At 62.9% G+C, this 25339-nt stretch carries 20 protein-coding genes and 2 pseudogenes; 12 read left to right on the forward strand and 10 right to left on the reverse strand.

What is annotated here, in order from left to right; all coding sequences use genetic code 11:
* Window positions 1–9 precede the first annotated feature (9 nt).
* Window positions 10–3282 (forward strand): transporter substrate-binding domain-containing protein, encoded by a 3273-nt coding sequence (locus AC2CGW_RS08945; RefSeq protein WP_484573900.1) that lies wholly within the window; start codon window positions 10–12, stop codon window positions 3280–3282.
* On the opposite strand, the gene AC2CGW_RS08950 is transcribed toward AC2CGW_RS08945, so the two are convergent.
* The 3 genes and pseudogenes from AC2CGW_RS08950 to gntR form a co-directional block, all read right to left on the reverse strand.
* Window positions 3257–3751, reverse strand: coding sequence for a methyl-accepting chemotaxis protein (locus tag AC2CGW_RS08950; RefSeq protein WP_370672098.1), 495 nt, complete (start codon window positions 3749–3751; stop codon window positions 3257–3259). The genes AC2CGW_RS08945 and AC2CGW_RS08950 overlap by 26 nt on opposite strands.
* Before the next feature lie 42 nt (window positions 3752–3793).
* A pseudogene (locus AC2CGW_RS08955) lies at window positions 3794–4576 on the reverse strand (PAS domain-containing protein); the annotation flags it as partial.
* Between the two features lie 127 nt (window positions 4577–4703).
* Window positions 4704–5723, reverse strand: coding sequence for an HTH-type transcriptional regulator GntR (gene gntR, locus AC2CGW_RS08960; RefSeq protein WP_186665046.1), 1020 nt, complete (start codon window positions 5721–5723; stop codon window positions 4704–4706).
* A gap of 195 nt (window positions 5724–5918) precedes the next feature.
* On the opposite strand from gntR, the gene AC2CGW_RS08965 reads away from it, so the two are divergent.
* From AC2CGW_RS08965 to AC2CGW_RS08975, 3 genes are all read left to right on the forward strand, one after another.
* Window positions 5919–6458 carry a gluconokinase gene (locus tag AC2CGW_RS08965; RefSeq protein WP_186665048.1) on the forward strand — a complete coding sequence of 180 codons (540 nt, stop codon included), beginning with the start codon at window positions 5919–5921 and terminating at the stop codon, window positions 6456–6458.
* A 111-nt stretch (window positions 6459–6569) separates the two neighbouring features.
* Entirely contained in the window at window positions 6570–7922 is a 1353-nt protein-coding gene (locus AC2CGW_RS08970; RefSeq protein ID WP_186665050.1) for a GntP family permease, read from the forward strand.
* A gap of 97 nt (window positions 7923–8019) precedes the next feature.
* Window positions 8020–8307, forward strand: coding sequence for a hypothetical protein (locus tag AC2CGW_RS08975; protein WP_484574014.1), 288 nt, complete (start codon window positions 8020–8022; stop codon window positions 8305–8307).
* A 3-nt stretch (window positions 8308–8310) separates the two neighbouring features.
* Here the strand turns inward: AC2CGW_RS08975 and AC2CGW_RS08980 are convergent, their stop codons facing one another.
* From AC2CGW_RS08980 to AC2CGW_RS08995, 4 genes are all read right to left on the reverse strand, one after another.
* Window positions 8311–9735 carry a sigma-54-dependent transcriptional regulator gene (locus AC2CGW_RS08980; protein ID WP_484573901.1) on the reverse strand — a complete coding sequence of 475 codons (1425 nt, stop codon included), beginning with the start codon at window positions 9733–9735 and terminating at the stop codon, window positions 8311–8313.
* On the reverse strand, window positions 9704–11197 hold the full coding sequence (locus AC2CGW_RS08985; RefSeq protein ID WP_484573902.1) for a sensor histidine kinase: 1494 nt from the start codon (window positions 11195–11197) through the stop codon (window positions 9704–9706). The genes AC2CGW_RS08980 and AC2CGW_RS08985 overlap by 32 nt, the downstream gene beginning before the upstream one ends.
* Window positions 11198–11406: 209 nt before the next feature.
* Window positions 11407–12861 (reverse strand): sensor histidine kinase, encoded by a 1455-nt coding sequence (locus AC2CGW_RS08990; protein ID WP_484573903.1) that lies wholly within the window; start codon window positions 12859–12861, stop codon window positions 11407–11409.
* Between the two features lie 30 nt (window positions 12862–12891).
* Window positions 12892–13818 carry a LysR family transcriptional regulator gene (locus tag AC2CGW_RS08995; protein ID WP_186709656.1) on the reverse strand — a complete coding sequence of 309 codons (927 nt, stop codon included), beginning with the start codon at window positions 13816–13818 and terminating at the stop codon, window positions 12892–12894.
* A 111-nt stretch (window positions 13819–13929) separates the two neighbouring features.
* On the opposite strand from AC2CGW_RS08995, the gene AC2CGW_RS09000 reads away from it, so the two are divergent.
* The 3 genes from AC2CGW_RS09000 to AC2CGW_RS09010 all read left to right on the forward strand — a co-directional run bounded on the left by AC2CGW_RS09000 (window position 13930) and on the right by AC2CGW_RS09010 (window position 16932).
* Window positions 13930–14325: a RidA family protein gene (locus tag AC2CGW_RS09000; protein ID WP_186719204.1), complete on the forward strand. Its 396-nt coding sequence runs from the start codon at window positions 13930–13932 to the stop codon at window positions 14323–14325.
* A gap of 233 nt (window positions 14326–14558) precedes the next feature.
* Window positions 14559–15656 (forward strand): carboxynorspermidine decarboxylase, encoded by a 1098-nt coding sequence (locus AC2CGW_RS09005; RefSeq protein WP_186719202.1) that lies wholly within the window; start codon window positions 14559–14561, stop codon window positions 15654–15656.
* A gap of 31 nt (window positions 15657–15687) precedes the next feature.
* Window positions 15688–16932, forward strand: coding sequence for a saccharopine dehydrogenase family protein (locus AC2CGW_RS09010; protein ID WP_028691662.1), 1245 nt, complete (start codon window positions 15688–15690; stop codon window positions 16930–16932).
* 42 nt (window positions 16933–16974) lie between these two features.
* Here AC2CGW_RS09010 and AC2CGW_RS09015 read toward each other — a convergent pair.
* Both AC2CGW_RS09015 and mqo read right to left on the reverse strand, forming a co-directional pair.
* Window positions 16975–17273 (reverse strand): annotated as a pseudogene (locus AC2CGW_RS09015) (Rid family hydrolase).
* A 115-nt stretch (window positions 17274–17388) separates the two neighbouring features.
* Entirely contained in the window at window positions 17389–18963 is a 1575-nt protein-coding gene (gene mqo, locus AC2CGW_RS09020) for a malate dehydrogenase (quinone) (protein ID WP_411384335.1), read from the reverse strand.
* Window positions 18964–19216: 253 nt separating this feature from the next.
* On the opposite strand from mqo, the gene AC2CGW_RS09025 reads away from it, so the two are divergent.
* From AC2CGW_RS09025 to AC2CGW_RS09035, 3 genes are read left to right on the forward strand one after another with little or no spacing between them, the layout of a single operon-like run.
* Window positions 19217–20437, forward strand: coding sequence for a putative DNA modification/repair radical SAM protein (locus tag AC2CGW_RS09025; RefSeq protein WP_186665064.1), 1221 nt, complete (start codon window positions 19217–19219; stop codon window positions 20435–20437).
* Complete coding sequence (locus tag AC2CGW_RS09030) at window positions 20428–21261, forward strand: TIGR03915 family putative DNA repair protein (RefSeq protein ID WP_288376748.1); 834 nt, start codon at window positions 20428–20430, stop codon at window positions 21259–21261. The genes AC2CGW_RS09025 and AC2CGW_RS09030 overlap by 10 nt, the downstream gene beginning before the upstream one ends.
* A 54-nt stretch (window positions 21262–21315) precedes the next feature.
* Window positions 21316–21534, forward strand: a complete 219-nt coding sequence (locus tag AC2CGW_RS09035) for a DUF2970 domain-containing protein (protein ID WP_054890753.1) — start codon at window positions 21316–21318, stop codon at window positions 21532–21534.
* Between the two features lie 294 nt (window positions 21535–21828).
* On the opposite strand, the gene AC2CGW_RS09040 is transcribed toward AC2CGW_RS09035, so the two are convergent.
* On the reverse strand, window positions 21829–22908 hold the full coding sequence (locus AC2CGW_RS09040) for an ABC transporter substrate-binding protein (protein WP_426352286.1): 1080 nt from the start codon (window positions 22906–22908) through the stop codon (window positions 21829–21831).
* 216 nt (window positions 22909–23124) lie between these two features.
* Here AC2CGW_RS09040 and AC2CGW_RS09045 point away from each other — a divergent pair, with 216 nt between their 5' ends.
* Window positions 23125–24777, forward strand: coding sequence for a nitrite/sulfite reductase (locus AC2CGW_RS09045; protein WP_186709650.1), 1653 nt, complete (start codon window positions 23125–23127; stop codon window positions 24775–24777).
* Window positions 24761–25255 carry a DUF934 domain-containing protein gene (locus AC2CGW_RS09050; RefSeq protein WP_186665073.1) on the forward strand — a complete coding sequence of 165 codons (495 nt, stop codon included), beginning with the start codon at window positions 24761–24763 and terminating at the stop codon, window positions 25253–25255. The genes AC2CGW_RS09045 and AC2CGW_RS09050 overlap by 17 nt, the downstream gene beginning before the upstream one ends.
* The last annotated feature ends 84 nt before the right edge of the window (window positions 25256–25339 follow it).

Below are 25339 nucleotides of genomic sequence, written 5' to 3' on the forward strand. Positions count from 1 at the left end.
CTCGCGCTCATGAAGCACACCCTTGGCGGCCTGCTACTGGCAGCGGCCGTCCTGCTGGTATCGGGCGCCGCAGCTGGCGAAAACGAACCCCGACAGTTGTTGGCCCGCTCGATCAGCGCCAGTGCCGCGCTGCCGCTGAGCGACAGCGACCGCCAATGGCTGCGCGAGCGCAAGGTGCTGATCCTGGGCAGCTCGCGCCCTGACTATCCGCCCTTCGAAATCAATGTCAGCCCGCACGACTACGAGGGATTGAGCGCGGATTATGCAGGCCTGATCGGCGAGCAATTGGGCATTCCGGTCGAAGTACGCCGTTTCGCCAGCCGCACGGCGGCCATCGAAGCCCTGCACAAGGGGGAGATCGACCTGCTTGGCAGCTCCAACGGTTTCGAAGCGGCCGATGCTCAGTTGTCCCTGAGCCAAGCTTATGCCGACGACCTTCCGGTAATCGTCACGCGTCAGGACCGTCCCCAACTACACAGTGAGGATCTGACCGGCCTGCGCCTGGCGATGGTCGACCACTACCTGCCGACGACGACTGTCCAAGCCCTGTACCCCGAGGCGCATCTGACCCTCTACAGCTCGACCCAGGCAGGCCTCAGCGCCGTGGCGCTAGGCGATGCCGATGCTTACATCGGCGATGCCATCAGCTCGGACTTCGCCATTGGACGGGCCTATCAAGGCCTGGTGCGCATCGACCATTTCGTCCAGACGCCTGCAGGTGCCTTCGCTTTTGCACTGGACCAACACAACGTCAGACTGCTGAATCTGGTCGACCAGGCGTTGCAAAGGATCACTGACAGCGAGCGCCTGAACATCCTGCGGCGCTGGTCCAGCGGCAACACCAGCCTGCTCCTTGAACGGCGCCCTTCCACGCTCACCGGTGAAGAACAGCGCTGGTTGGCCAGCGCTCCGAGGATACGGGTGCTGATCAATCCCAGCCTTGCACCGCTGACTTTCAACGACTCCCAGCAGCAACCCAGCGGCATCACGCTGGACGTTCTCAAACAGATCGAGTTGCGCACCGGCCTGCGTTTCGACATCGTCGAACGCGACTCCGTAGCCGCCATGGTCGATGAGGTGGCACGGGGCGATGCACAGATGATCGGAGCTCTGGACTACAGCACGCCACGTGCATCGCGCCTACGTTTCACCCGCCCCTACCTGGTCAGCCCGAACGTGCAGGTCGTGCGCCGCGGCAGCACTCCGTCTACCCCTCTTCAAGGGCAGCGCATCGCGCTCGTACGTGATGGTTCCCAGCATGTCGCGCTGCGCCAGCGTTATCCAGAGGCTCGGGTGGTCGAGGCCAGCAACGTGTTGGCAATGATGGAGTCGGTTGCCAAAGGCAATGCCGATATCGCACTCAGCAGCAACATCAGCGCATCCTACTACCTGACCCATGTGTTCAAGGACAAGTTGCGCATCGCCGGCTTGCAGGACGACAGTCATACAGCCATGGCCTTTGCGGTAGCGCCTGACCTGCCACAACTGCAGTCGATCATGGACAAGGCGCTGCTGAGTATCCCGCCGGAAGAACTGGACCAATTGGTCAACCGTTGGCGCACCAGCACCGTCGTCAGCGATAGCCTATGGGGCAACTACCGCTCGCTGGCATTGCAGGTACTGGTGCTTTCGACGCTGCTGCTGGCCGGTGTGGTGTTCTGGAACGGCTATCTACGCAAGCTGATCCACCAACGCAGCGAAGCACAACGAGCGCTGCAAGCGCAGCTCACACTCAGCCGCAGCCTGCTCGAACAACTGCGCGTGGCCAAAGAGGATGCTGAGCGTGCCAGCCAGGCCAAGAGCAGCTTCCTGGCAATCATGAGCCATGAGATTCGCACCCCCATGAACGCGGTGATCGGGCTGCTGGAGCTGGCACTCGAAGACAACCGTAAAGGCCGCAGCGACCCACAGGGTTTGCAGACTGCACACGATGCCGCGCTCGGACTGCTCGACCTGATCGGCGACATTCTCGACATCTCGCGCATCGAGTCCGGACACATGGTCTTGCAGCCGGTAGCCACCGACCTGGTCGAGTTGGTCCGTTCGACCCTGCGCGCGTTCGAAGCCAATGCCAGGCTCAAGGGGCTGACATTGCAAACCAGGCTCCCGGAGACGCCGGTCTGGGCCGCGGTCGATCCGGTAAGACTGCGCCAGGTGGTGTCCAACCTGCTCAGCAATGCGATCAAGTTCACCGAGCAAGGCCAGGTCGAAGTCAGTCTGAGCGCGCAGCCGCAAACCAAAGGTGTCCTGCAGGTGGAACTGCAGGTGCAGGACAGCGGCATCGGCATCAGCGAAGCCGATCAGGCCAGGCTGTTTCAGGCCTTCGCCCAACTCGACGGCCAGCGCGCGCGCCATGGTGCCGGGCTGGGGCTGATCATCAGCCGTACGCTGTGCCAGCTCATGGGCGGCGTCCTGCAACTGCAGAGCCTGCAGGGCATCGGCACCCGAGTCGATATAAGCCTGTCGCTGCCGAGCGCCGAGCCCCTGGTCGCGCAGACCACGCCTGAACCTGGCGATACCAACCTGGCCGGTCCTTTGCGGGTTCTGGTCGTAGATGACTACCCCGCCAACCTCATGGTCCTCGAAAAGCAACTCTGCACCCTCGGGCACAAAGTGCGCCTGGCTGAAAATGGCGAGGTGGCCCTGGCGCTCTGGCAGGCAGAAACGTTCGACCTGGTGATCACCGACTGCAGCATGCCCGTCATGGATGGCCACGAACTGACCCGGCGCATCCGCGCACTGGAACGCGAGCGCGGCGCGCAACCCTGCCAAATCCTCGGCGTCACGGCCAACGCCCAGGCCGAAGCCAAGGCACAGTGCCTGGCCGATGGCATGGACGAATGCCTGTTCAAACCGATCGATCTGCGCACCCTCAAAGCCCATTTGCCCCAGGCGTCGACCACCGAGGCACCGCTCACCGAAGACACACCACCTGCCACTGGTTTCGACATCGCTCAGCTGCGCCATCTCACCCAGGACGACGTGGACCTGACCCGGCGTCTGCTCGAACAACTCGCCCAGAGTACCGCGCAAGATCTGCAGGCCCTGCGAGAACTGGGGCCAGACCGCACATCGGAACAGGTGAAAACGCTGGTGCACCGGATCAAAGGGGGTGCGCGCATGCTCAAGGTCAGGGGGGTGGTTCGCGATTGCGAAACACTGGAACAAGCACTGGCCGATGAAGCGCCCAGCGATGCATTGCTCGAGCGCCTGGAGGCAAACCTCCAGGGCCTGGAGCATCAGCTACGCGAGGGACTCAATGCAATTGCAGCGTCGAACTGATCTGACTGATTGCATCGACCACATGACGTGAGCCTTGCTGGATCTCCATGATCACGGTGCCGGCCTCGTTGGCCAGCTCCACGCCCAACCCCGTGCGCGACAGGCTCGACTGCATGCTGGCCACCGCCGTCAGTGACAGATCGTGGTTCTGTCGCACCACCTCGACGATCTCCAGCGTCGCTTTGCTGGTGCGCGCCGCCAGGCTGCGCACCTCGTCAGCCACAACCGCGAAACCACGCCCGTGCTCACCTGCCCGGGCGGCCTCGATGGCGGCATTGAGTGCCAGCAGGTTGGTCTGGTCGGCAATCCCGCGAATGGTCAGGACGATCTTCCCAATCAGCTCCGACTGTTTGCTCACGGCATCGATGCTGCGTGCCGCATCATTGAGCTCCTCGGAAATCTGCTCGATCACCTGCACCGTCTGCTGCACCACCTGGGTCCCCTTGCGCGCGCAGGCGTCGGTCTGCACGGAGCTTGCGTGAGCAGCATCGGCAGCGCTCTGCTGGGTGCTGACCTGACTGGTGATGTCGCTGGCGAACTTGACCACCTTGTACAGGCGGCCCTTGCCATCGAAGATCGGGTTGTAGGAGGCCTCCAGGTACACCGTCTGGCCTTGCTTGTTGACCCGCTCGAAGCGGTGGGAGTGATATTCGCCCCGGTTGAGCGATGCCCAGAACTCCCGGTACTGGGCTGATTCGCGCTCATGGGGCAGGCAGAACAATCCATGATGACGCCCCGTGACTTCCTCCAGGCGATAGCCCATGGTGTCGAGGAAATTCTGGTTGGCCGTGATCACCCGCCCTTCGGGAGTGAATTCGATCACCGCCATCGAGCGACCGATGGCCTTGAGCAGGCTTTCGCTCTCGTGCTCTTCGTTGACCCTGCGGGTGATGTCGGCCGCGACCTTGATCACGCTGGTAACCTGCTGTTGATCATCGAGCACCGGCATGTAGCTCGCCTCCAGCCACACCTCGCGCCCCGCCTTGTCGATACGCTCGAACGTACCGCTGATCGCCTTGCCCTGCCCCAACTCATGCCATAACTGCTGGTACTCGGCGCTCTTGGCATAGGTCTGGTCGCAGAACAGACGGTGGTGCTTGCCGCGGATCTCTTCGGCGCTGTAGCCCATCGTTGCGCAGAAGTTGTCGTTGGCGTCGAGGATGCTGCCATCCGGGGCGAACTCGATCATCGCCATGGAGCGACTGATCGCAGCTAATTTGGCTTCCATGCCCGCCAGTGCCTGGCGGCACCGCTGAATCTCGATCAGATCGGACTTGCGATGGTACTCGAACATGCGCCGGGCCTCCTTGTATGCGCAGGGGTTTCCTGAGCATAGATGGGCCCCGCTGCCGTGCAAGCGATCTGATATCACCTTGTGATTAGACGGTTTCGCAGAGGGCTTCGACCGCCCCCACACCCGGTCAGGTACTTTCCCGCACTACCAGTTCGAAGCCCATGTCCTGCTGCTGCTGCGCGACCCGCTTGCCATCGAGCAGGCTCAACAGCGCCTGCGCGGCACTGCGCCCCACAGCGGCCCTTGGCGTACGGATCGAGGTCAGGCGCGGCACCATGTGCGCCGAGGCCGGCAGGTCGTTGAAGCCGACCATCGCCACCTGCCTCGGCACCTCGACACCTTGGCGCAGCGCCTGGAGCACTGCGCCCTGAGCCAGGTCGTCGTTGCAGAAGAACAGGCCATCGACGTCCGGTGCCTTGGCCAGCAAACGACTGAACAGCTCGCCCCCAAGGCCGATCGATGAGGGTTGTGGGTCCAGCATCTCCAGCTCCGGTGCCTGCAAGCCCGCTTCCAGCAGCGCCTGGCGAAACCCCTCGGCGCGCTGCATCACCCTCGGGTCGAGCTGCGCAGCGATGAAGCCCAGGCGCCTGCGCCCGCGTTCGATGAGGTGGCGAGCCGCGGCGTGCCCAGCCTGCTGCTGGGAGAACCCCACCGACAACGCGCCCGGCTCCCCGCCAAGCTCCATCATGTGTACACAGGGCACACCGCTGGCGGCGAGCATCTGTCGCGAAGCGTCGCTGCGCTCGAACCCGGTCAGCAGGATGCCGCAGGGCTGATAGGCGAGGTAGTTGCGGATCAGGTTCTCTTCCTCGGCGCTGTCGTAATGATAGTTGCCGATCAGCACTTCCAGCCCGCGTGGACGCATCACCTCGTGAATCGCCTCCAGGGTGTCGATGAACAGTTGGTTGGACAGGGACGGAATCAGTACCACCACCGACTGGCTGCGCGCCGACGCCAGGGCCCGGGCGGCCGGATTGGCCACGTAGCCCAGGCTCGCGGCGGCGGCAATGACCTTTTCCACCAGCTCCGGTGCAACCGTGCTGACGCCGCGCAGCGCGCGCGAAGCGGTAATGGGAGAAACCCCTGAAAGTCTGGCGACTTCGGCCAGAGTGGGACGACCTGTGGTGCGGGAGCCGGTGCGGGTCATGAATGTTGTAATTTTACTACTTGCAAGAAGTGGGAACGGTCACTAAGGTAGCGCTGTCTCAGAACGCAGGCAACGTAATAATTGCCGCAGCGTCCATACTGCGTATCACAAGATCAATAACACCCGGGAGGGTGGCGCCTGCACCACTGCTCGTCGAGCGTGAGACAGCGCTGTCTTACCCCGCAGGAGGTATCGATGAACCTTTCCCCTCGCGCCATCGTGGTCATGGGCGTGGCAGGCTGCGGCAAAAGCTGCGTCGGCCAGGCCATTGCTACGCGTAGCGGCGGACGCCTGATCGAGGGCGACGCCTTCCACCCTGCCGAAAACATCGAGAAGATGAGCGCCGGCATCCCCCTCGACGACAACGACCGTGCCGGTTGGCTGGTACGCCTGGGCGAAGAATTGCAGGCCATTCTCCAGGCTGGCGAACGCCCGATTCTCACGTGCTCGGCGCTCAAGCGCCGCTACCGCGACACCCTGCGCCAGGCCGTGCCGGGCCTGGGCTTCGTCTTTCTCGAATTGAGCCCTGAGGAGGCCGAGAAACGGGTGCTCGCCCGCCCCGGCCATTTCATGCCCGCCAGCCTGATCGCCAGCCAGTTTGCGACCCTTGAAGCACCGTTTGGCGAACCGCTCACGCTGGCGCTGGATGCCACGCGCCCGATCGAGGCACTCGCCGAATCCGTGCATGACTGGCTAAAGCCCTGCGGTGACCGGCCTCTGGCGCGAACTGCCTGACCCGGCGGTTTCCCGGCTCACCAAAGACAGCGCTGTCTCGACGCCTCCGAGCGTCAAAAGTTCACTCAAGCTCCGCCATTACAACAACGACAAGACCGAGGCATAGACCCCATGTTCGGACTGGCTACTGATACCTACCTGCTGCTCGACGCGCTGGTTACCATCGTCGGGCTCATCCTGCTGATCACCCATTTCAAGGTTCATCCCTTCGTCGCCCTGACCCTCGCCGCAGGCTTCCTTGGCCTGACCTCCGGCATGCCGGTGGCCAAGGTCATGAAGTCGTTCCAGGACGGCTTCGGCGGCGTGCTTGGCTTTGTCGGCATCGTCCTCGCGCTGGGGACCATGCTCGGCAAGCTGATGGCCGACTCCGGCGGCGCCGACCAGATCGCACAAACGCTGATCCGAGCCTTCGGCAAGCAAAAAGTGCATTGGGCGATGATGTTCGCCGCGTTTCTGGTGGGCATCCCACTGTTCTTCGAGATCGGCTTCGTGCTGTTGATCCCGCTGGTGTTCATCGTCGCCCGCCGCTCCGGGGTGTCGCTGGTGAAGATCGGCATCCCGCTGCTGGCAGGGCTCTCGGTGGTGCATGGCCTGGTGCCGCCGCACCCAGGGCCATTGCTGGCGATCGGCATCTTCCATGCCGACATCGGCAAGACCATCTTCTACGGCCTGCTGGTGGCGCTGCCCACGGCAGTCATCGCCGGGCCGCTGTTCGGTAATTTCATCTCCCGCTATATCCCCGGCAACCCGTCCCAGGAGCTGATGGACCAGATCGCCCGCGAGTCCGACCAGAGAAACCTGCCAAGCTTCACCATCACCTTGGTCACCGTGCTGTTGCCGGTGGCGCTCATGCTGCTCAAGACCTTCGCCGATGTGGTGCTGCCCACCGACCATATCGTGCGCCAGTGGATGGACCTGATCGGCCACCCCATCAGCGCGTTGCTCGCCGCCTTGCTGCTGGCGTTCTACACCTTCGGCTCGGCCCGCGGCTTCAGCCGCCAGCAGATCATGAAGATGCTCGACCAGAGCCTGGCGCCCACCGCGGCAATCGTGCTGATCGTCGGTGCAGGCGGCGGCTTCAAGCAGATGCTGGTGGACACCGGCGTCGGCAACGTGATCGGGCAGATGGCCGTGCAAGCCGAGATTTCACCGATCATGCTCGCCTGGTTGGTGGCGGCGGTGATCCGTATCGCCACAGGTTCGGCCACCGTGGCGACCATCACCGGCGCCGGTATCGTCGCGCCGGTGATCGAGCTGGTGCCGGGAGTCAACCGTGAGTTGCTGGTACTGGCCACCGGCGCTGGTTCGCTGATTCTGTCCCACGTCAACGATGCCGGGTTCTGGCTGGTCAAGCAGTACTTCAACATGACCGTGGCCGAGACCTTCAAGACCTGGAGCATGATGGAGACCATCCTGTCCGTGGTCGGCATCATCTTCATCATGCTGTTGTCGATGGTGGTGTGACCGCCGGTCGGGGTAATGGCACCTTGCTGAGCAGGACGGGGCCCAAGAGGAAGACGCCCCTGTCCTGTGCAAAGGAGTTTGCCCCATGAAGCGATCCCTGACCCGTACCTGCCTGCTCGCCGCCCTGCTCTGTTCACCACTGGCCATGGCGGTTGGCACCGGCACCACCTACCCGGACGATCCGCACAACCCTGCACCGCAACCTGGTGTAGACAGCACCCTCAATCCGGTCGAGAAACCCATGCCGCGCGATACCGATCCGCGCATTCAGGGCAACGACCCGGAAAGCCCGCCAGCACGGCAGAACGACAACCGCGATCTGCCCGGCATGGATGGCAGCGGCTCGGAAGGTAATGGTAGCCAGGGCGGCAGCGGCAAGCCCTGACGCCTACCACTGCCGCTTGTCAGGCCTGCTCAACCCCAGCTTCTCGATCTTGTAGCGCAGCATGTCGCGCGACAGCCCGAGCAAACGCGCCGACTTGGTGACGTTCCAGTCGGTGCGGTCCAGGGTGCGGCAAACCATGTCTCGCTCCATGTCCGGCAAGCTACCGCCGATCTCGGGCTCGGGACGCTGGGGTTCGTAGACAGGTTGTGCGGCCGGTACGACTGGCTCGTCGACCAGGGTCAGGCACAGGTTCAACTGATGCGCGCCAATCACCTCTGTCGGTGCCAGCAGCACGGTCTGTTCCAGCATGTTGCGTAGTTCGCGCACGTTCCCTGGCCAGCTATAACCCAACATCAGGGCTTCGGCTTCGGCTGAGAAGCGCAGGTTCGGCTTGCCATAACGCCGACCGTGGTGCGCCAGAAAGTGCCGGGCCAGAATCAGGATGTCCTGCCCCCGGGCATAAAGGCGCGGCACCTTCAACGCAATGATCCGCAGGCGAAAGAACAGATCGCGGCGAAACTTGCCCTGCTGGACCATCTGCTCCAGGTTGCAGTTGGTCGCGCTGATCACCCGCAGGTCGACCTTGCGCTCCTTGACCGCACCGATGCGGCGAATGCTGCGATCCTCCAGCAGCTTGAGCAGCTTGGCCTGCAGCACCAGGTCCATCTCGCCGATTTCGTCGAGAAACAACGTACCGCCATCGGCGGCTTCGACCAGCCCTACCCGGCGCTCCTTGGCGTCGGTGAAGGCACCCTTCTCGTGCCCGAACAACTCGGCCTCCAGCAGGTTGGCCGGAATCGAGGCACAGTTGAACTCGATGAACGGCCCCTTGGCCCGTGCGCCGTCGAAATGCAGGGCACGGGCGACCAGTTCCTTGCCGGTGCCGGTCTCGCCCTCCACCAATACCGGCGGCAGGTCGTCACTGGCCATACGCCGTTCGGCATCGAGCAACTGACGCAGGGTGTGCTTGAGCCCCTGCATGACCGGCGACTCGCCGATCAAGGCCTGCAACCCCGACTTCTGCGCCTCGCGCGTCTGGTAGAACGACAAGGTGCGCTCCATGCGCTCGGCGGCCAGGGCCTTGTCGAGCATCAATTTGAGCTCGGCCAGCACCACCGGTTTGGTCAGGTAGTGGAAGGCCCCCTCCTTCATCGCCAGGACGGCGTCCTCGACGTTGCCAAAACCGGTCATCATGATCACCTTCAATGCCGGCGCCTGCGCCACCAGGGTACGCAGCAGGTCATGGCCGCTCATGCCCGGCAATGAGTTGTCGGTCAGCACCGCATCGGGCTGGACGCGCTTGATCTGCTCCAGCGCCAGCTCGGCACTGTGACACACCATGACCTCAAAGCCTTTCAGACTCAGGTAGGTGCGAATGTTGTCGGCAAGGATTTCATCATCCTCGACCACCAGGATGCTGTGCTCCATGGTCCCCTCCCGCTGCACGTTTGAATATCAGGCTGACGCGGGTTCCTTCCTCTTCACGGCTGCTCAGGCTCACCGAGCCGCCAAACCGTTCCATGATCCGCTTGACCAGGGCCAGGCCGACGCCCAGCCCGCCCTGCTTGGTGGTGAAGAACGGCTTGAAAACCATCCGCTCCTGCTGCCGGGTCATGCCCTTGCCCGTGTCGCTAAGCACCAGTTGCGCCTGCTGCCCCTCCACAACGCCGACCTCGGCGCGCAGTTCGCCGCCATTGGGCATCGCCTCCAGCGCGTTGGCGAACAGGCTGTTGAGAATCTGCGTGAGCTGCAGCGGCTGGCTGGCGACCCATTGCGCCTGTGGGCCAACCAGGCTGAACCGCACACCGTTGCGTTCGATCTGCTGGGCAAACGCCAGGCGGGTGTCTTCCAGGGCCGCCACCAGGTCCACGGCTTCGGGGTCGTCACTGGTCGGGCGCAGCGACACCAGCAGTTCACGCACCCAGCGTGACATGCGATCGACCTGGCTGATGATATCGGTGATGTTCTTCTGCGCCGCCGGGCTCGCGATATCCTGGGCAAGTTCGGCACTGGAGCGAATGTTGGCCAACGGATTGCGCAGGCTGTGGGCCACCGCCGAAGACATTTCGCCCAGCGCCACATAGGTCTCGCTGGCCACCAGGCGATCCTGCTGGTGATGCAGCAACTGCGCGGCGCGGCGCACGATCCAGAACAGCCCGAAGTAGATCAGCGCCCCGCCCACCAGGGTCGATACCCAGATCAGCACATAACCGCGCTGGATACGCCGCACCAGGTCCTGCGGCTCCTTGTAGATCTCCATCATCGACAGCACCTGCTCGCCCTGGGTGTCGAACAGCGGAATGTAGTTCTCGATGAACAGGTACTGAGGCTCACGCAGGAATTTCTGCTCCTCACGATCCTCATCAACCTTGTGATAGCTGGCCGAAACCGCCTGGCGCGAATGGAAGGCCTGTTGCAGATCGTCGTCCTCGCCGATGCGCTTGCCAATCAGTTCGCTGTTGGTCGACCAGACGATGGTGTGATCGCGGGCATAGACATTCGCCAGCAAGGTATCGGGCAGGTGCTCGACGTGATCGAGGAACTCCACCCGGGTCGCCCTGACCAACGCTTCGCTGATCTGCAAGTGCTGGCCATCCATGCGCGGGTCGAGCAGCTCACCCATGGTCGTTCCCGGGGGCAGTTGCGAATGGCGCACTTCAGCCTGGGCCATGGCCTGGATGAACTGGGCCGTGAGCATGGCGTCGCGCTCGACGCTGTCGCGCACCACGAAGCGGGTAGAGAAATAGCCCAGGCCACCGGCGACCGAAGCGATGATCAGCAGGCTGATGATCGAGAACCAGCGCAACAGGTTGAATTCACGCAGGGGAACCGCCAACGCACTCGGCGAGACATGTTGGGTGTCGGAAGCATCGTCTTGCAGGGTCTGCATGCTGTCGGTCGCTCGATTGGGTAACGGCCTGGAAGCGTTTGAAACAGTGAAGCAAAAAATCAGCCAGCTTATGAATGAAAAAAATATAGAATTAAATCAGGCACTTGAAAGCATAACGTCAAGTACATTAGAGAATAATGCCCCACATATGGGGGATTTCGCCCAATAAACAAAAACCTATTTAAATCATATATTTAAAGATAAAAGCTCTAAAAAATATCAGATCTGGCAATCCGGAAACTCAACGACACACGCGTGCCGCCCCCCTCCCGACTGCTCAGCCGGACCGCCCCACCGAAACGCTCCATGATCCGCTTCACCAGCACCAACCCGACACCCAGCCCGCCCTGCTTGGTACTGAAGAACGGACGGAACGCCATGCGCTGCTGCTGTTCGTTCATGCCCCGCCCGGTGTCCGACATGCGCAGTACCAGCATCCGCCGATCCTGGCGCACCACTTCCACCTTTAGCCGGCCGCCCTGCTCCATGGACTCCAGTGCGTTGCCGATAAGACTGGCGAAGATCTGCCCGAGCAGTTCCGGATGGCCCAGTACCTGCACCACCGGCAAGGGCTGGACGTCCAGTTGCACACCGCTGCGGGCCAGGGGGACGGCAAAGGCCTGCAGGCTTTCATACAGGACCTTGGCCAGGTCGACGGGGACCGCGCTGTCATTGAGCGGACGCAACGACTGCAGCAGTTGCCGGACCCATTGGGACATGCGATCGACCTGTCCGATGATGTCGTTGATGTTCTTCTGCGCGGGCCCCTCGTCGAACGCCTGGGCCAGTTCGGCGCTGGAACGGATGCTGGCCAGCGGATTGCGCAGGCTGTGCGCCACCGCCGAGGACATCTCGCCCAACGCCACGAAGGTTTCACTGTTGACCAGACGCTTCTGCTGCACCGCCAGGGCCCTGGCTGCGCGCCGCATGATCCCGTACAAGCCGATGTACACCAGCCCGGCACCGACCACGATCGCCAGCCAGATCAGCATCAGGCCATGCTCGATGCGCACGATCAGGTCGTGGGGCTCCTTGTAGATCTCCACCATCGCCGTGACACGTTCACCATCGGCATCGAACAGCGGGATGTAGTTCTCGATGAACAATTGCTCCGGCGGCGTCACGAACTTCTGCTCGCTGCGCGCCTGCTCGAAATTGTGATAGCTGGCAGAGACACGCATCTTGTATTCGAAGGCCCGGTCGAGGTCTTCATCGACGTGGATCAGCTTGCCGATCAATGCAGGATTGCTCGACCAGATCACTGTGCGGTCGGGTGCATAGATGTTGGCCAGGAGCATGTCCGGCAGATGGGCGATATGGTCGAGAAACTCCCCGCGCGCCTTGCGCCGGGCCTCGGGATCGACCTCGGGCATGGCCTCGTCCAGGCGCGGATCGAGCAGCTCGCCCATGGTACGTACGTTGGGGATGGCCACATGGCGCACTTCGGCATCGGCAATCGCGGTGATGAATTGCGCGGTCAGCAGCGCATCGCGCTCGACACTCTCGTCGATGACGAAACGGCTGGAAATCAGCCCCAGCCCCATTGCCACCGAGAGAATGATGGCCAGGCTGACCCAGGCATACCAGCGCAGCAGGTCGAACGGCTTGTGCGCCCGCTCGGTGCTGGCAAGGTCATGGCTGTCAGAACGGGGGGCAAGGTCCATGGCGACTCCGCGATGGGGTACCTTTGAAGGTTATAGCCCAGAGTTGGGGAAACGGCCCTGATCAGCGCCCATCACCTCCACCACCCAGTCGATGAACACCCGCAACCGCGCGCCCACATGCCGATTCGGCGGATAAGCGACATACAACGGCATCGACTCCAACTGCCAATCTTCGAGCACCCGCACCAGCGCGCCACTGGCCAGTGGCGCACGGGCCATGTAGTCCGGCAGCCACAACACCCCAAGCCCCGCTACCCCGGCTGCCAGGTAGGCGTTGCCGTCGTCCACCGCCAAGACCTGGGTACCCCTGACCTGCAGCCGCTCGGTTCCGCGAACGAGGGCATAGGGCAGCGGTCTGCCGGTGCGCGCCCAGAGAAAACCCACCGTGCGGTGGTCAGAATCCTCCAGTTCCGAAGGGTGGGCGGGTGTGCCCAGGCGTTCGAGGTAAGCCGGCGCCGCATACACCCCCAACTGCAGGTCGGCAACCTTGCGCGCCATCAACGATTGGTCAAGCAACTCGCCACCACGTACCACGCAATCGACGTGCTCGCCAATGATGTCGACGATGCGATCGCTGACGCCCATGTCGATCTGGATGTCCGGGTAGCGGGCATGGAAGTCCGGCAGCGCCGGCACCAGCACCAGGCTTGCCAGCGGGCTCGGTACATCGACCCGCAGCTTGCCACGCGGCAAACCGGCAGCGCCGCTGAGGCTGCTCTCGGCATCCTCGAGCTCGGCCAACAGGCGCAACACCCGCTGATAGAACTGCTCGCCATCGCGGGTCACGCTCACTTTGCGTGTGGTGCGGTTGAGCAGGCGCACGCGCAAGCGCGTTTCCAACTGCTGCACCAGCTGGGTCACACTGGTGCGACTCATGTGCAGCGTCTCGGCAGCTTTGGTGAAGCTGCCCGCCTCCACCACCCGGGCAAAGGCACGCATTGCATCGAACCGGTCCATCTGCGCCTCGATTGTTTGGAATCAACAAACAATGATAACCAGACTGGCGCGTTTATCGAACAGGTCTGGGCCCGTACAGTCGCCCCATCACCTCACTGATGGACAAACACCATGAAGCAACGCGACGTTGTATTCCCCGCTGGCCGCCAGGCCCTGTACGACATCAACCACTACTCCCCGGCCGTGCGCAGCAACGGCTTGCTGTTCGTCTCCGGGCAGGTTGGCAGCCGTGAGGACGGCTCACCCGAGCCGGGCCTTGAGAACCAGGTGCGCCGGGCCTTCGCCAACCTGAATGCGATCCTCGCGGCCGCCGGTTGCAGCTTCGATGACGTGCAGGACGTCACCCTGTTCATCGTCGATCCACAAGACAAGTTCCAGGCCATCTGGGATTTGGTGCGGGCGGAATTCTGGGGCCCGGCGCCGTACCCGACCGTGACGGCGATCGGAGTGACCTGGCTGTATGGGTTCGATTTCGAGATCAAGGTGGTTGCGCGGTTGCCGCACTGATGTAGCGAGGCAGATGGCCCTATCGCCGGACAGTCCTGGTACAGCGCCGTACCTGTATGGGCCATCCGCCCCACCACAACGATTAAGACAGTCACATTCCCCTGCTCTACTCCCCTCACACGCCACGCAGCCTGCGAGCTCGGACGAAATGCGCCTCGCGCTCTTTCGATATGCGGCAAGTGAAGGCACAATGCGTGTCCTTTTTTTGGCCGGCCTGGCCGGGGGCCTTTGAAATGATCAAGACGCCGTACTACCTCATCGACAAAACCAAGCTGCTGGGCAACCTGGAGAAGATCGCCTACGTGCGCGAACACTCCGGCGCCAAGGCCCTGCTCGCCCTCAAGTGCTTCGCCACCTGGTCGGTATTCGACCTGATGGAGCAGTACATGGACGGCACCACCTCCTCCTCGCTGTACGAGCTCAAGCTCGGCCGCCAGAAGTTCGCCGGCGAAACCCACGCCTACAGCGTGGCCTGGGCCGACGACGAGGTCGAGGAAATGCTGGAGAACTGCGACAAGATCATCTTCAACTCCATCGGCCAGCTTGAGCGTTTCGCCGAGCAGTCCAAAGACAAGACCCGCGGCCTGCGCGTCAACCCGCAGGTGAGCAGCTCCGACTACCTGTTGGCCGATCCGGCGCGTCCGTTCAGCCGTCTGGGCGAATGGGACCCTGAGAAGATCGAAGCGGTGATCGAGCAGATCTCCGGCTTCATGTTCCACAACAACTGCGAGAACGGCGACTTCAGCCTGTTCGATAAGATGCTCTCGCACATCGAGGAGCGCTTCGGCCACCTGCTGCACAAGGTCCAGTGGGTCAGCCTCGGCGGCGGCATCCACTTCACCGGCGAAGGCTATGCACTCGACGCTTTCTGCGCACGCCTGAAAGAGTTCTCGCAGAAGTACGGCGTGCAGGTCTACCTGGAGCCCGGTGAAGCGGCGATCACTAACAGCGCCTCGCTGGAAGTCACCGTGCTCGACACCCTCTACAACGGCAAGCACCTGGCCGTGGTCGACAGCTCCATCGAAGCGCACATGCTCGACCTGCTGATCTACCGCCTCAACGCCAAGATGGCCCCCAACGACGGCGAGCACACCTACATGGTCTGCGGCAAGTCGTGCCTGGCCGGCGACATCTTCGGCGAGTACCAATTCGATCGTCCGCTGGCCATCGGCGATCGCCTGTCGTTCATCGACGCGGCGGGTTACACCATGGTCAAGAAGAACTGGTTCAACGGTCTGAAGATGCCGGCCATCGTCGTCAAGCAGCTCGACGGCAGCGTCGAGGTCAAGCGCGAGTTCGGTTTCGAAGACTACGTTTCCAGCCTGTCGTAAGACCGGCTTTCAGTAAGGAGCAAGGGATAAATTGAAGAAGAACGTTCTTATCATTGGTGCAGGAGGTGTCGCCAAGGTGGTGGCCCACAAGTGCGCACAGCATAACGACGAACTCGGTCGTATTGCGATTGCGTCACGGAACATCTCCAAATGCCAGGCCATCATCGACAGCGTCAAGGCCAAGGGTAGCCTCAAGGTGCCCGCCGACATCCAGGCCTTCTCGCTCAACGCCCTCGATGTCGAGGCGACCAAGGCACTGATCCGCGAAACCGAATCGCAGATCGTGATCAATGTCGGTTCCGCCTTCCTCAACATGTCGGTGCTGCGTGCCTGCATCGATACCGGTGTCGCCTATCTGGATACCGCGATTCACGAAGAACCGGGCAAGATCTGCGAAACCCCGCCCTGGTATGGCAACTACGAGTGGAAGCATCTCGAGGAGTGCCAGCAGAAGAACATTACCGCCATTCTCGGTGTCGGCTTCGACCCGGGTGTGGTCAACAGCTACGCGAAGCTCGCGCAGCAGCAGTATTTCGACCGCATTGATTCGATCGACATTCTCGACGTCAATGCCGGTTCCCACGGCAAGTACTTCGCCACCAACTTCGACCCGGAAATCAACTTCCGCGAGTTCACCGGGCAAGTCTGGAGCTGGCAGAACAGCCAGTGGACCAGCAACACCATGTTCGAGGTCAAGCGCACCGACGACCTGCCGGTGGTGGGTTCGCAGAACCTCTACCTGACCGGTCACGACGAAGTGCACTCGATCTCGAAGAACCTGAACGTACCCAATGTGCGCTTCTGGATGAGCTTCGGCGAACACTACATCAACGTGTTCACTGTGCTGAAGAACCTCGGCCTGCTCTCCGAGCAACCGGTCAAGACCGCCGAAGGCCTTGAAGTGGTGCCGCTGAAAGTGGTCAAGGCCGTACTGCCCGATCCAGCCTCCCTGGCACCGGGCTACACCGGCAAGACCTGCATTGGCGATCTGGTCAAGGGCACCAAGGACGGCCAGCCGCGCGAAGTGTTCATCTACAACGTCGCCGACCACGAAGAGGCCTACGCCGAGACCGACAGCCAGGGCATCTCCTACACCGCTGGCGTGCCGCCAGTGGCCGCAGCCCTGCTGGTCGCTCGTGGCGAGTGGGATGCCGGGCGCATGGTCAACGTCGAGGAACTGCCCGCCGAGCCGTTCCTCAAGGCGCTGGACGTGATGGGCCTGCCAACCCGCGTCAAGGATGAAAAAGGCGATCGTCCATGGGACGCTGAAGCCTAAGCAGCAAAAGGAAGGGGCGCCCGTTGGCGCCCCTTCTGCATTTCACCCCTGGCGCGCAACCGCCACGCACTTGATCTCCACCAGCAGCCCGTCATGGGCCAGCTCGCTGACACCGACACAGGTCCAGGGGCAGGTACCTCGCGGGAACAGCTCGTCCTTCACCGCACGAAACACCGCGATGTGCTCGCGCAAGCCGACATGATAGGTGGTCAGTTCCACCACATCCGCGAAATCGCAACCGGCAGCCGCAACGTATTACCGACCTTCAAGGCCGGCAGATAACCGGCGCGCTCGGCAAGTTTTTGCTGGGAGGCGGGAATGATCGGAGTGCGGTCGCTCATCGAGGATGTCCAGTGCTTGAGATTGGACGCATCTTAGCAAGCGAACAGCAAAGCGGTCTGCGGCATGGCGGCACGCCTCTGGCGGCCCTGCACCAGGGCCGCCAGCCCGCCGGGCTCAGCCCGCTGGCGAAGTCAAAGGCTGCAGTTGCAGCACTTCATTGGTGTAGTCCCACTCCTGCTGCACCTTGTCAGGATGCTCGTTCAACTTGAGCCCGTAGCTGGGGATGATCTGGTGCAGCTTCTCCTGCCACGGTGCCGATGCGACCTTGTCCTTGAACACCTTGCGCAGCAGGTCGAGCATGATCGGCGGCGCGGTCGAGGCGCCCGGCGAAGCCCCCAGCAGGCCGGCAATGCTGCCGTCGGCAGAGGTCACGACCTCGGTGCCAAGCTTGAGCACCCCGCCCTGCTCAGGGTCTTTCTTGATGATCTGTACGCGCTGCCCAGCCTGCCACAGGCGCCAGTCCTCTTTCTTCGCATGGGGGAAGTAGGTCTGCAGCGCAGCGAAGCGGTCGTCGTCCGACTGCATGACCTGGCCGATCAGGTACTGCACCAGGTCGAACTCGCGGACCCCGACACGCACCATCGGCCAACTGTTGTGCAGGGTCATGCTGCCGAACAGGTCGAGCAGCGAGCCCTCCTTGAGAAACTTGGTCGAGAAGGTTGCAAACGGCCCGAACAGGATCACCCGCTTGCCATCGAGCACCCGGGTATCCAGATGCGGCACCGACATCGGCGGCGCCCCCGTCGAGGCGATGCCGTAGGCCTTGGCCATGTGGCGATCGGCAATGGCGGCGTTCTCGGTCACCAGGAACGATCCACCCACCGGGAAACCTGCGTATTCCTTCGCCTCGGGGATGCCCGATTTCTGCAACAGCGGCAGCGCCGCGCCACCGGCGCCGATGAACAGAAACTTGGCATCGGTGGCCGACGTGCTGCCATCCTTGAGGTTCTTGTACTCCACATGCCACGAACCGTCGTCGTTGCGGGTGATGTCCTGCACCTCACTGGAGAGCTTGAGGTCGAAGTTGGGGCGGGTCTGCAGGTACGCCACGTACTGGCGGGTGATCTCGCCGAAATTGACGTCGGTGCCGATCGGCGTCCAGGTCACTGCAAGCTTCTGGTTCGGATCGCGCCCCTCCATCATCAACGGCACCCACTTGGCGATCTGCGCGTTGTCTTCCGAATACTGCATGGGCTTGAACAGCGGGCTGGCCTGCAGTGCCTCATAGCGCTTGCGCAGGAAGCGAATATTGTCATCGCCCCAGACAAAGCTCATGTGCGGGGTGGCGTTGATGAACGAGCGTGGATTCTTCAGCACGCCCTGCTTGACCTGCCAGGCGAGAAACTGCCGGGTAACCTGGAACGACTCGTTGATCTCCACCGCCTTGCTGATGTCGATCTTGCCGTCCTTTTCAGGGGTGTAGTTCAGCTCGGCCAGCGCCGAATGCCCGGTACCGGCGTTGTTCCAACCGTTGGAGCTTTCCTCGGCGACCTTGTCCAGCCGCTCGATCATCTCCATCGACCATCCGGGCTCGAGCTCGTTGAGCCAGACAGCAAGCGTGGAGCTCATGATCCCACCGCCCACCAGCAATACGTCAACCCGCTTGCCCTCGGCAGCCTGTACACCCGTCAGGGCAAAGGCCAGGGCCAGGCCCGCCAGGGCCGGTTTGAATGCGATTCCTCTGTTCATGCTCCCTCCGTCGAGGCACCGCTGGCCCCGATCCTGTCCGTGAATGTGCCTTGCCCCTGGTCCGCGCACCCGTGCCTTTGGTGTCCAAAAGCTCAGGCAAGCTTAGCTGAGTGATTCACTCAGGTTAGCCGCACGCGCATTCAGGTTCTGAAGGCGGATCCGCTGGCAGGCCGTCAGGCGACTTCAAGAAGCCTCTTGCAAGTCGACCGCTCTGCAAATACTGTATGAAAAACCAGTATCACGAGACATCCCCATGCAACTCATCGCCAAGCTCGGCATCCTCGCCGACGCCGCCAAATACGATGCTTCCTGCGCCAGCAGCGGCGCGCCCAAGCGCAGCTCGCGGGGGCGTGACGGGCTTGGCGCCACCGATGGCATGGGCATCTGCCACAGCTATACCCCTGACGGGCGCTGCGTATCGCTGCTCAAGGTGTTGCTCACCAACTTTTGCCTGTACGACTGCCAGTACTGCGTCAATCGCCGCTCCAGCAACGTGCCTCGCGCACGCTTCAGCCCCGAGGAAGTGGTGCGCCTGACCCTCGACTTCTACCGGCGCAACTGCATCAGCGGGCTGTTCCTGAGTTCGGGCATCATCCGCTCGGCCGACTACACCATGGAGCAGTTGAATCGAGTGGCGCGGCTGTTGCGTGAAGAGCATGGCTTTCGTGGCTACATCCACCTCAAGACCATCCCCGATGCCGATCCACTGCTGATCGAGGAAGCCGGGCGCCTGGCCGACCGCCTGAGCGTCAACGTCGAACTGCCCACCGAGGCCAGCCTCAAGCGCCTGGCCCCGGAGAAACAGGCGCACACCATCCGCCAGGCCATGGGCGTGATTCACCAGGGCCAGCAGGCCGTGGCCAACGAACCCAGGGCGCCACGCTTCACCCCGGCCGGGCAGAGCACCCAGGTGATCGTCGGCGCCGACGCCACCGACGACCGCACCCTGCTGCGCAACGCCGAATCGCTGTACCAGGGCTATGGCCTCAAGCGTGTGTACTACTCCGCCTTCAGCCCCATCCCGGACAGCCCCAACAGCGTGCCGCTGGCCGCCCCGCCGCTGTTGCGCGAACATCGCCTGTACCAGGCCGACTTCCTGATGCGCGGCTACGGCTACAAGGCTGGCGAGCTGCTCGGCCAGGCCGGCAACCTGGCGCTGGACATCGACCCCAAGCTGGCCTGGGCCCTGGCAAACCGCGAGGTCTTTCCGCTGGACCTGAATCGCGCCGAACCCGCCCTGCTCGCCCGCATCCCCGGTATCGGCCTGCGCAGCGTGCAGCGCCTGGTGACACTGCGCCGCGAGCGGCGCATTCGCTACGACGACCTGATCCAGTTGCGTTGCGTGCTGGAAAAAGCCCGTCCGTTCATCGTCACCAGTGATTACCGCCCGGCCCAGGCCGAACTGCGCAGCGGCCTGTTGCGCCAACGCCTGCGCGAGCCGCAGGCGCCGGTGCAGATGGGGCTTTGGGCATGATCGCGCTGGATTGCGACGACCTGTTCGACACCTGGCGCAAGCAAGCGCGGGTACTGCTCGGCCATGGCATCGACCCGGCCGACGTGACCTGGAGCCAGGGCCCGATGGACGACCTGCTCGCCATTGCCACGCCGTTGCCAGAAGGGCCCGGCCCATTCCGCCCGCGAGTACCGGCGGCCTTGCTCGCACAACTCGAGCAGGCGGCGCGCTATCGCGGCGCGCAACGCTGGAACCTGCTGTACGAAGTGCTCTGGCGCGTCGCCCATGGGGATCGCACGGCAATGCTTGCCGGTGATCGCCTGGGCAGCGAGTTGCAGCGGCGTATCAAGCAGGTCTCCCGCGAGGCGCATCACCTGCACGCCTTCGTGCGCTTCGTGCCGCTGCCGGAAGCGGTCGCCGAACGCCTGCAACTGGACCTGGTGGCCTACCACGAACCCGCCCATGACATCCTTGAAAGCGCCAGTAGCCATTTTGCCGATCGCCTCGGGCGCCAGCGCTGGCTGATTGCAACGCCCACCGATGGCATTCGTTTCGACGGCAGCAAGCTCGACTACCGTCGGCAATGTCCAGGTGAGTGGATCGACTGGGCGCGCCATGCCGAAGATCCCGGCGCCGAACTGTGGCGTACCTACTACCGCTCCACCTTCAATCCGGCGCGGTTGAATCCTGATGCCCTGCGCCTGCACATGCCGGGGCGGTTCTGGCGCCACTTGCCCGAAGGCATGCTCATTCCCCAGCTCGAAAGCCTGGCGCGCCAGGGCAAACAACGTGACGGCCAGGCACTGGAGGTGGGCTTGCAGCGAGGCAAGCGGGTCGGGCGCTGAGCGCCGTTCTTGCCTACACTTTCGCTGATTGCCTCAGATTTTCCAGGAGCGACCATGGACGATTCCAGCCAAGGCAAGCCGCCAACCTTCTGGCAGATGCTGCACAGCATCCTCGCCGCCGCCTTCGGTGTGCAGAGCGGCAAGAACCGCGCACGCGACTTCACCCACGGCAAGGCCAGCCACTTCATCGTGATGGGGGTGATGTTCACCCTGGTGTTCATCCTGGTGCTGGTGGGGCTGGTGCAATTGGCGATGCACCTGACGGGGCGCTGATTGCCCTTGAAACGCGATACCACCGCCCAAACGCATCCGCCCGCGGAATTCCCTCCCGCGGGCGGCTCAGTTGCGGTTCACGGTCTGAAATTTGCGTTACTGATGGCTGACCCAATACACAGCGGTCACGACAACCAGCACGATCAGGCACAGGATCGCCCAGGCGTCGACACTGCTGTCAGGCTTGCGGAGCTTGGTCGGGTTTCCCATTGCATTACCTCTTGTAGTGGTTATGGGAATGCACGTCACATCAGCAGTTAAGCCCAGCAATGCCCTTTGCTCAAGCAGGGTTTTTCAATAATCGACGGGTGACGTCAGGAACGGGTAGCGATAATCGGTGTCTCGTCCCTCGGCGCTGTAGCGCTGAAAGTCGACGCCATAGCCTTTACGGGCGCTCAGTTCGAGCCAGCGCCTGGCCTTCACCGCATCGATGGCCTGCAGCACCGGCAGGCGGTACAGGTGTTGCCCGTCACGGTCCAGCGCCAGGCCCCGGGCATCGTCATGCAGCATCACCATGGCCCAACCACCCAGGCTGAAGTGCCCGCCCATGAGCACGCTCAGTCGCCCATCCACGCGAGCCTGCAAGGCCTCGGGTGAACTGTTGACCGCACTGAACAGCACATCGCGCCCCGGCACCCGGCCAACCGCCTCGAATGCCTGCATCGCACCGAACGCCATCTCGTCGTTCGCCGACCACACCAGGCGCACGCGTGGATAGCGCTGCAGCAGCAGTTGGGCCTGTTCGAAGGCCCGTTGGCGACTCCAGCCGCCATACACCACCTGGCGCAAGCGTACCTGCGCAAGCTCGGCCAACGCCCGCCGCATGCCCTGCTCGCGCAGTTGCGAAGCCGGCGTGGTGCTGATGCCGGAGAACGCCAGCAGCTCGATCGGTTCGCCAGTCCTGGGCAAACTGGCGACCAGATCGTGCAGCATCTGGTAACCCGCCTGTTCGTCATTGCCGACCAGCGACGCGAGCAGCGCGGCATACTTGCCCGGCTGCGCCTGAATCTCCTCGGCCTGCCCCTCGGTCAGGGCGTTGTTGACCAACAGCAGCTTGACCCCGCTGCCTTGGGACAGCCGCATGATCTCCGGCGCGACGTACTGCTCGTTGACCAACACCAAATAGTCTGGCTTGTGCGCCCCCCGCAGAACGGCCCGCGCCTGCTCGAGTTGCCGCTCGGCCTGGCGCTCGCCGTATTCCACCCGCAGGTCCATCCCCAGATCGTCGGCGGCGGCCTGCATGAAGTGCGAATAACTGACCCAGAACGTCTCATCGGACAAGCCCGGGTTGAGAAACACCACCGAAGCCGCCTGGGCGCTCGCCACCAATGGCAGACCCAGGCACAGACTGCGGCACAGCGCCCTGATGAACATGCGCAACATCCCTGCAATGCAAAGGGGCTCAGTATAACGGCGCAAGGCCAGCCACCCGACAAATAGCAGCCAGTCTCACTTAGTCCAATTGGTTCTTTTCATATGCAAAAACATCACTTTAGCGCATAAATACAACCTGTTATCGTTCCCCCGCTCCGACCCGGAGTGCGCGGCCGTGCGCGCGATTAGCTGCATGCAGCCTGAGACAGGACTTTTATGTACGTATACGACGAGTACGATCAGCGGATCATCGAGGACCGCGTCAAGCAGTTCCGTGATCAGACCCGCCGCTACCTGGCCGGTGAGCTGAGCGAAGAAGAATTCCGCCCTCTGCGCCTGCAGAACGGCCTCTACATCCAACGTTTCGCGCCGATGCTGCGTGTCGCCGTGCCTTACGGCCAGCTGAACGCCGGCCAGGTCCGCATGCTGGCGAAGATCGCCCGTGACTACGACAAGGGCTACGCCCACATCTCCACCCGCCAGAACGTGCAGTACAACTGGCCGGCGCTGGAAGACGTCCCGGACATCCTGGCCGAACTCGCCACCGTGCAGATGCACGCGATCCAGACCAGCGGCAACTGCCTGCGCAACGTCACCACCGACCAGTTCGCCGGTGTCGCCGCCGATGAGCTGATCGACCCGCGCCCCTGGTGCGAGATCGTCCGCCAGTGGACCACCTTCCACCCGGAATTCGCCTACCTGCCGCGCAAGTTCAAGATCGCCGTCAACGGCTCGAAGGACGACCGCGCCGCCATCGAAGTGCACGACATCGGCCTGGAGCCGGTGCACAACGAAGCCGGCGAGCTGGGCTTCCGCGTCCTGGTCGGCGGCGGCCTGGGCCGTACCCCGGTGATCGGTGCGTTCATCAACGAGTTCCTGCCCTGGCAGGACCTGCTCAGCTACCTGGACGCCATCCTGCGCGTGTACAACCGTTACGGCCGCCGTGACAACAAGTACAAGGCGCGGATCAAGATCCTGGTCAAGGCCCTTACCCCGGAAGTGTTCGCCGAAAAGGTCGAAGCCGAGATGGCTCACCTGCGCGGCGGCAGCACCACCCTGACCGAAGCCGAGCTGCAACGCGTCGCACGTCACTTCGTCGACCCCGAGTACCTCGCGCTGGAAAACGTCGACTACAGCGCCCTGGACCAGGAAAATCCTGGCTTCGCCCGCTGGCGTTCGCGCAACACCCGCGCCCACAAGAAGCCGGGTTATGTCGCAGTCACCCTGTCGCTCAAGCCCACCGGCGTAGCCCCAGGCGACTTGACCGACAAGCAGCTCGATGCCGTCGCCGACCTGGCCGACCGCTACAGCTTCGGCCACCTGCGCACCTCCCACGAGCAGAACATCATCCTCGCCGACGTCGAGCAGCGTCAGCTGCACGCGCTCTGGCTGGAACTGCGTGAAAGTGGTTTTGCCACGCCGAACATCGGCCTGCTGACCGACATCATCTGCTGCCCGGGTGGCGACTTCTGCTCCCTGGCCAACGCCAAGTCGATCCCGATCGCCGAATCCATCCAGCGCCGCTTCGACGACCTGGACTACCTGTTCGACATCGGCGAGCTCGACCTGAACATCTCCGGCTGCATGAACGCCTGCGGCCACCACCACGTGGGCCACATCGGCATCCTCGGCGTGGACAAGAAAGGCGAGGAGTTCTACCAGGTGTCGTTGGGCGGCAACGCCGCGCGCGATGCGACCCTTGGCAAGATCCTCGGCCCCTCCTTCGCCCAGGACGACATGGCTGACGTGATCGAGAAGCTGATCAACGTGTACGTCGAGCAGCGCAACGAAGACGAGCGCTTCATCGACACCTACCAGCGTATCGGCATCGACCCATTCAAGGAACGCGTCTATGCAGCGAATCATTAAGAACAACCAGCTCGTCGACGAAACCTGGCACCTGCTGCCCAAGGGTACCTCGTTCGACGAACTGACCAACTGCGACGACTACATCGTTCCGCTGCAGCTGTGGCGTGACCATGCCCATGCCCTCAAGGCCCGCGACGGCGGCCTGGGCGTGTGGCTGGACAGCGACGAAGAAGCCGAGGAAATCGGCGAGGACGTCCAGCACTTCCAGGTCATCGCCCTGAACTTCCCGGCGTTCACCGACGGGCGCAACTACTCCAATGCGCGCCTGCTGCGTGACCGCTACCAGTACAAGGGCGAACTGCGCGCCATCGGCGACGTCCTGCGCGACCAGTTGTTCTACATGGCCCGCTGTGGTTTCGACGCCTTCGCGATCCGTGCTGACAAGGACCCGCAAGACGCGCTGCAGAGCCTGAAGGACTTCTCGGTCACCTACCAGGGTGCCACCGACGAGCCGCTGCCGCTGTTCCGCCGCCGCTGATCGCCGCCTGCTGTAACGAACGGCCCGCCTTCTGGCGGGCCGTTTCGTTTGCGGGATTTTCTAATGTTGGGTGCTGGCCTGCCG

This window comes from Pseudomonas sp. SYWMCR5, assembly GCF_057197165.1.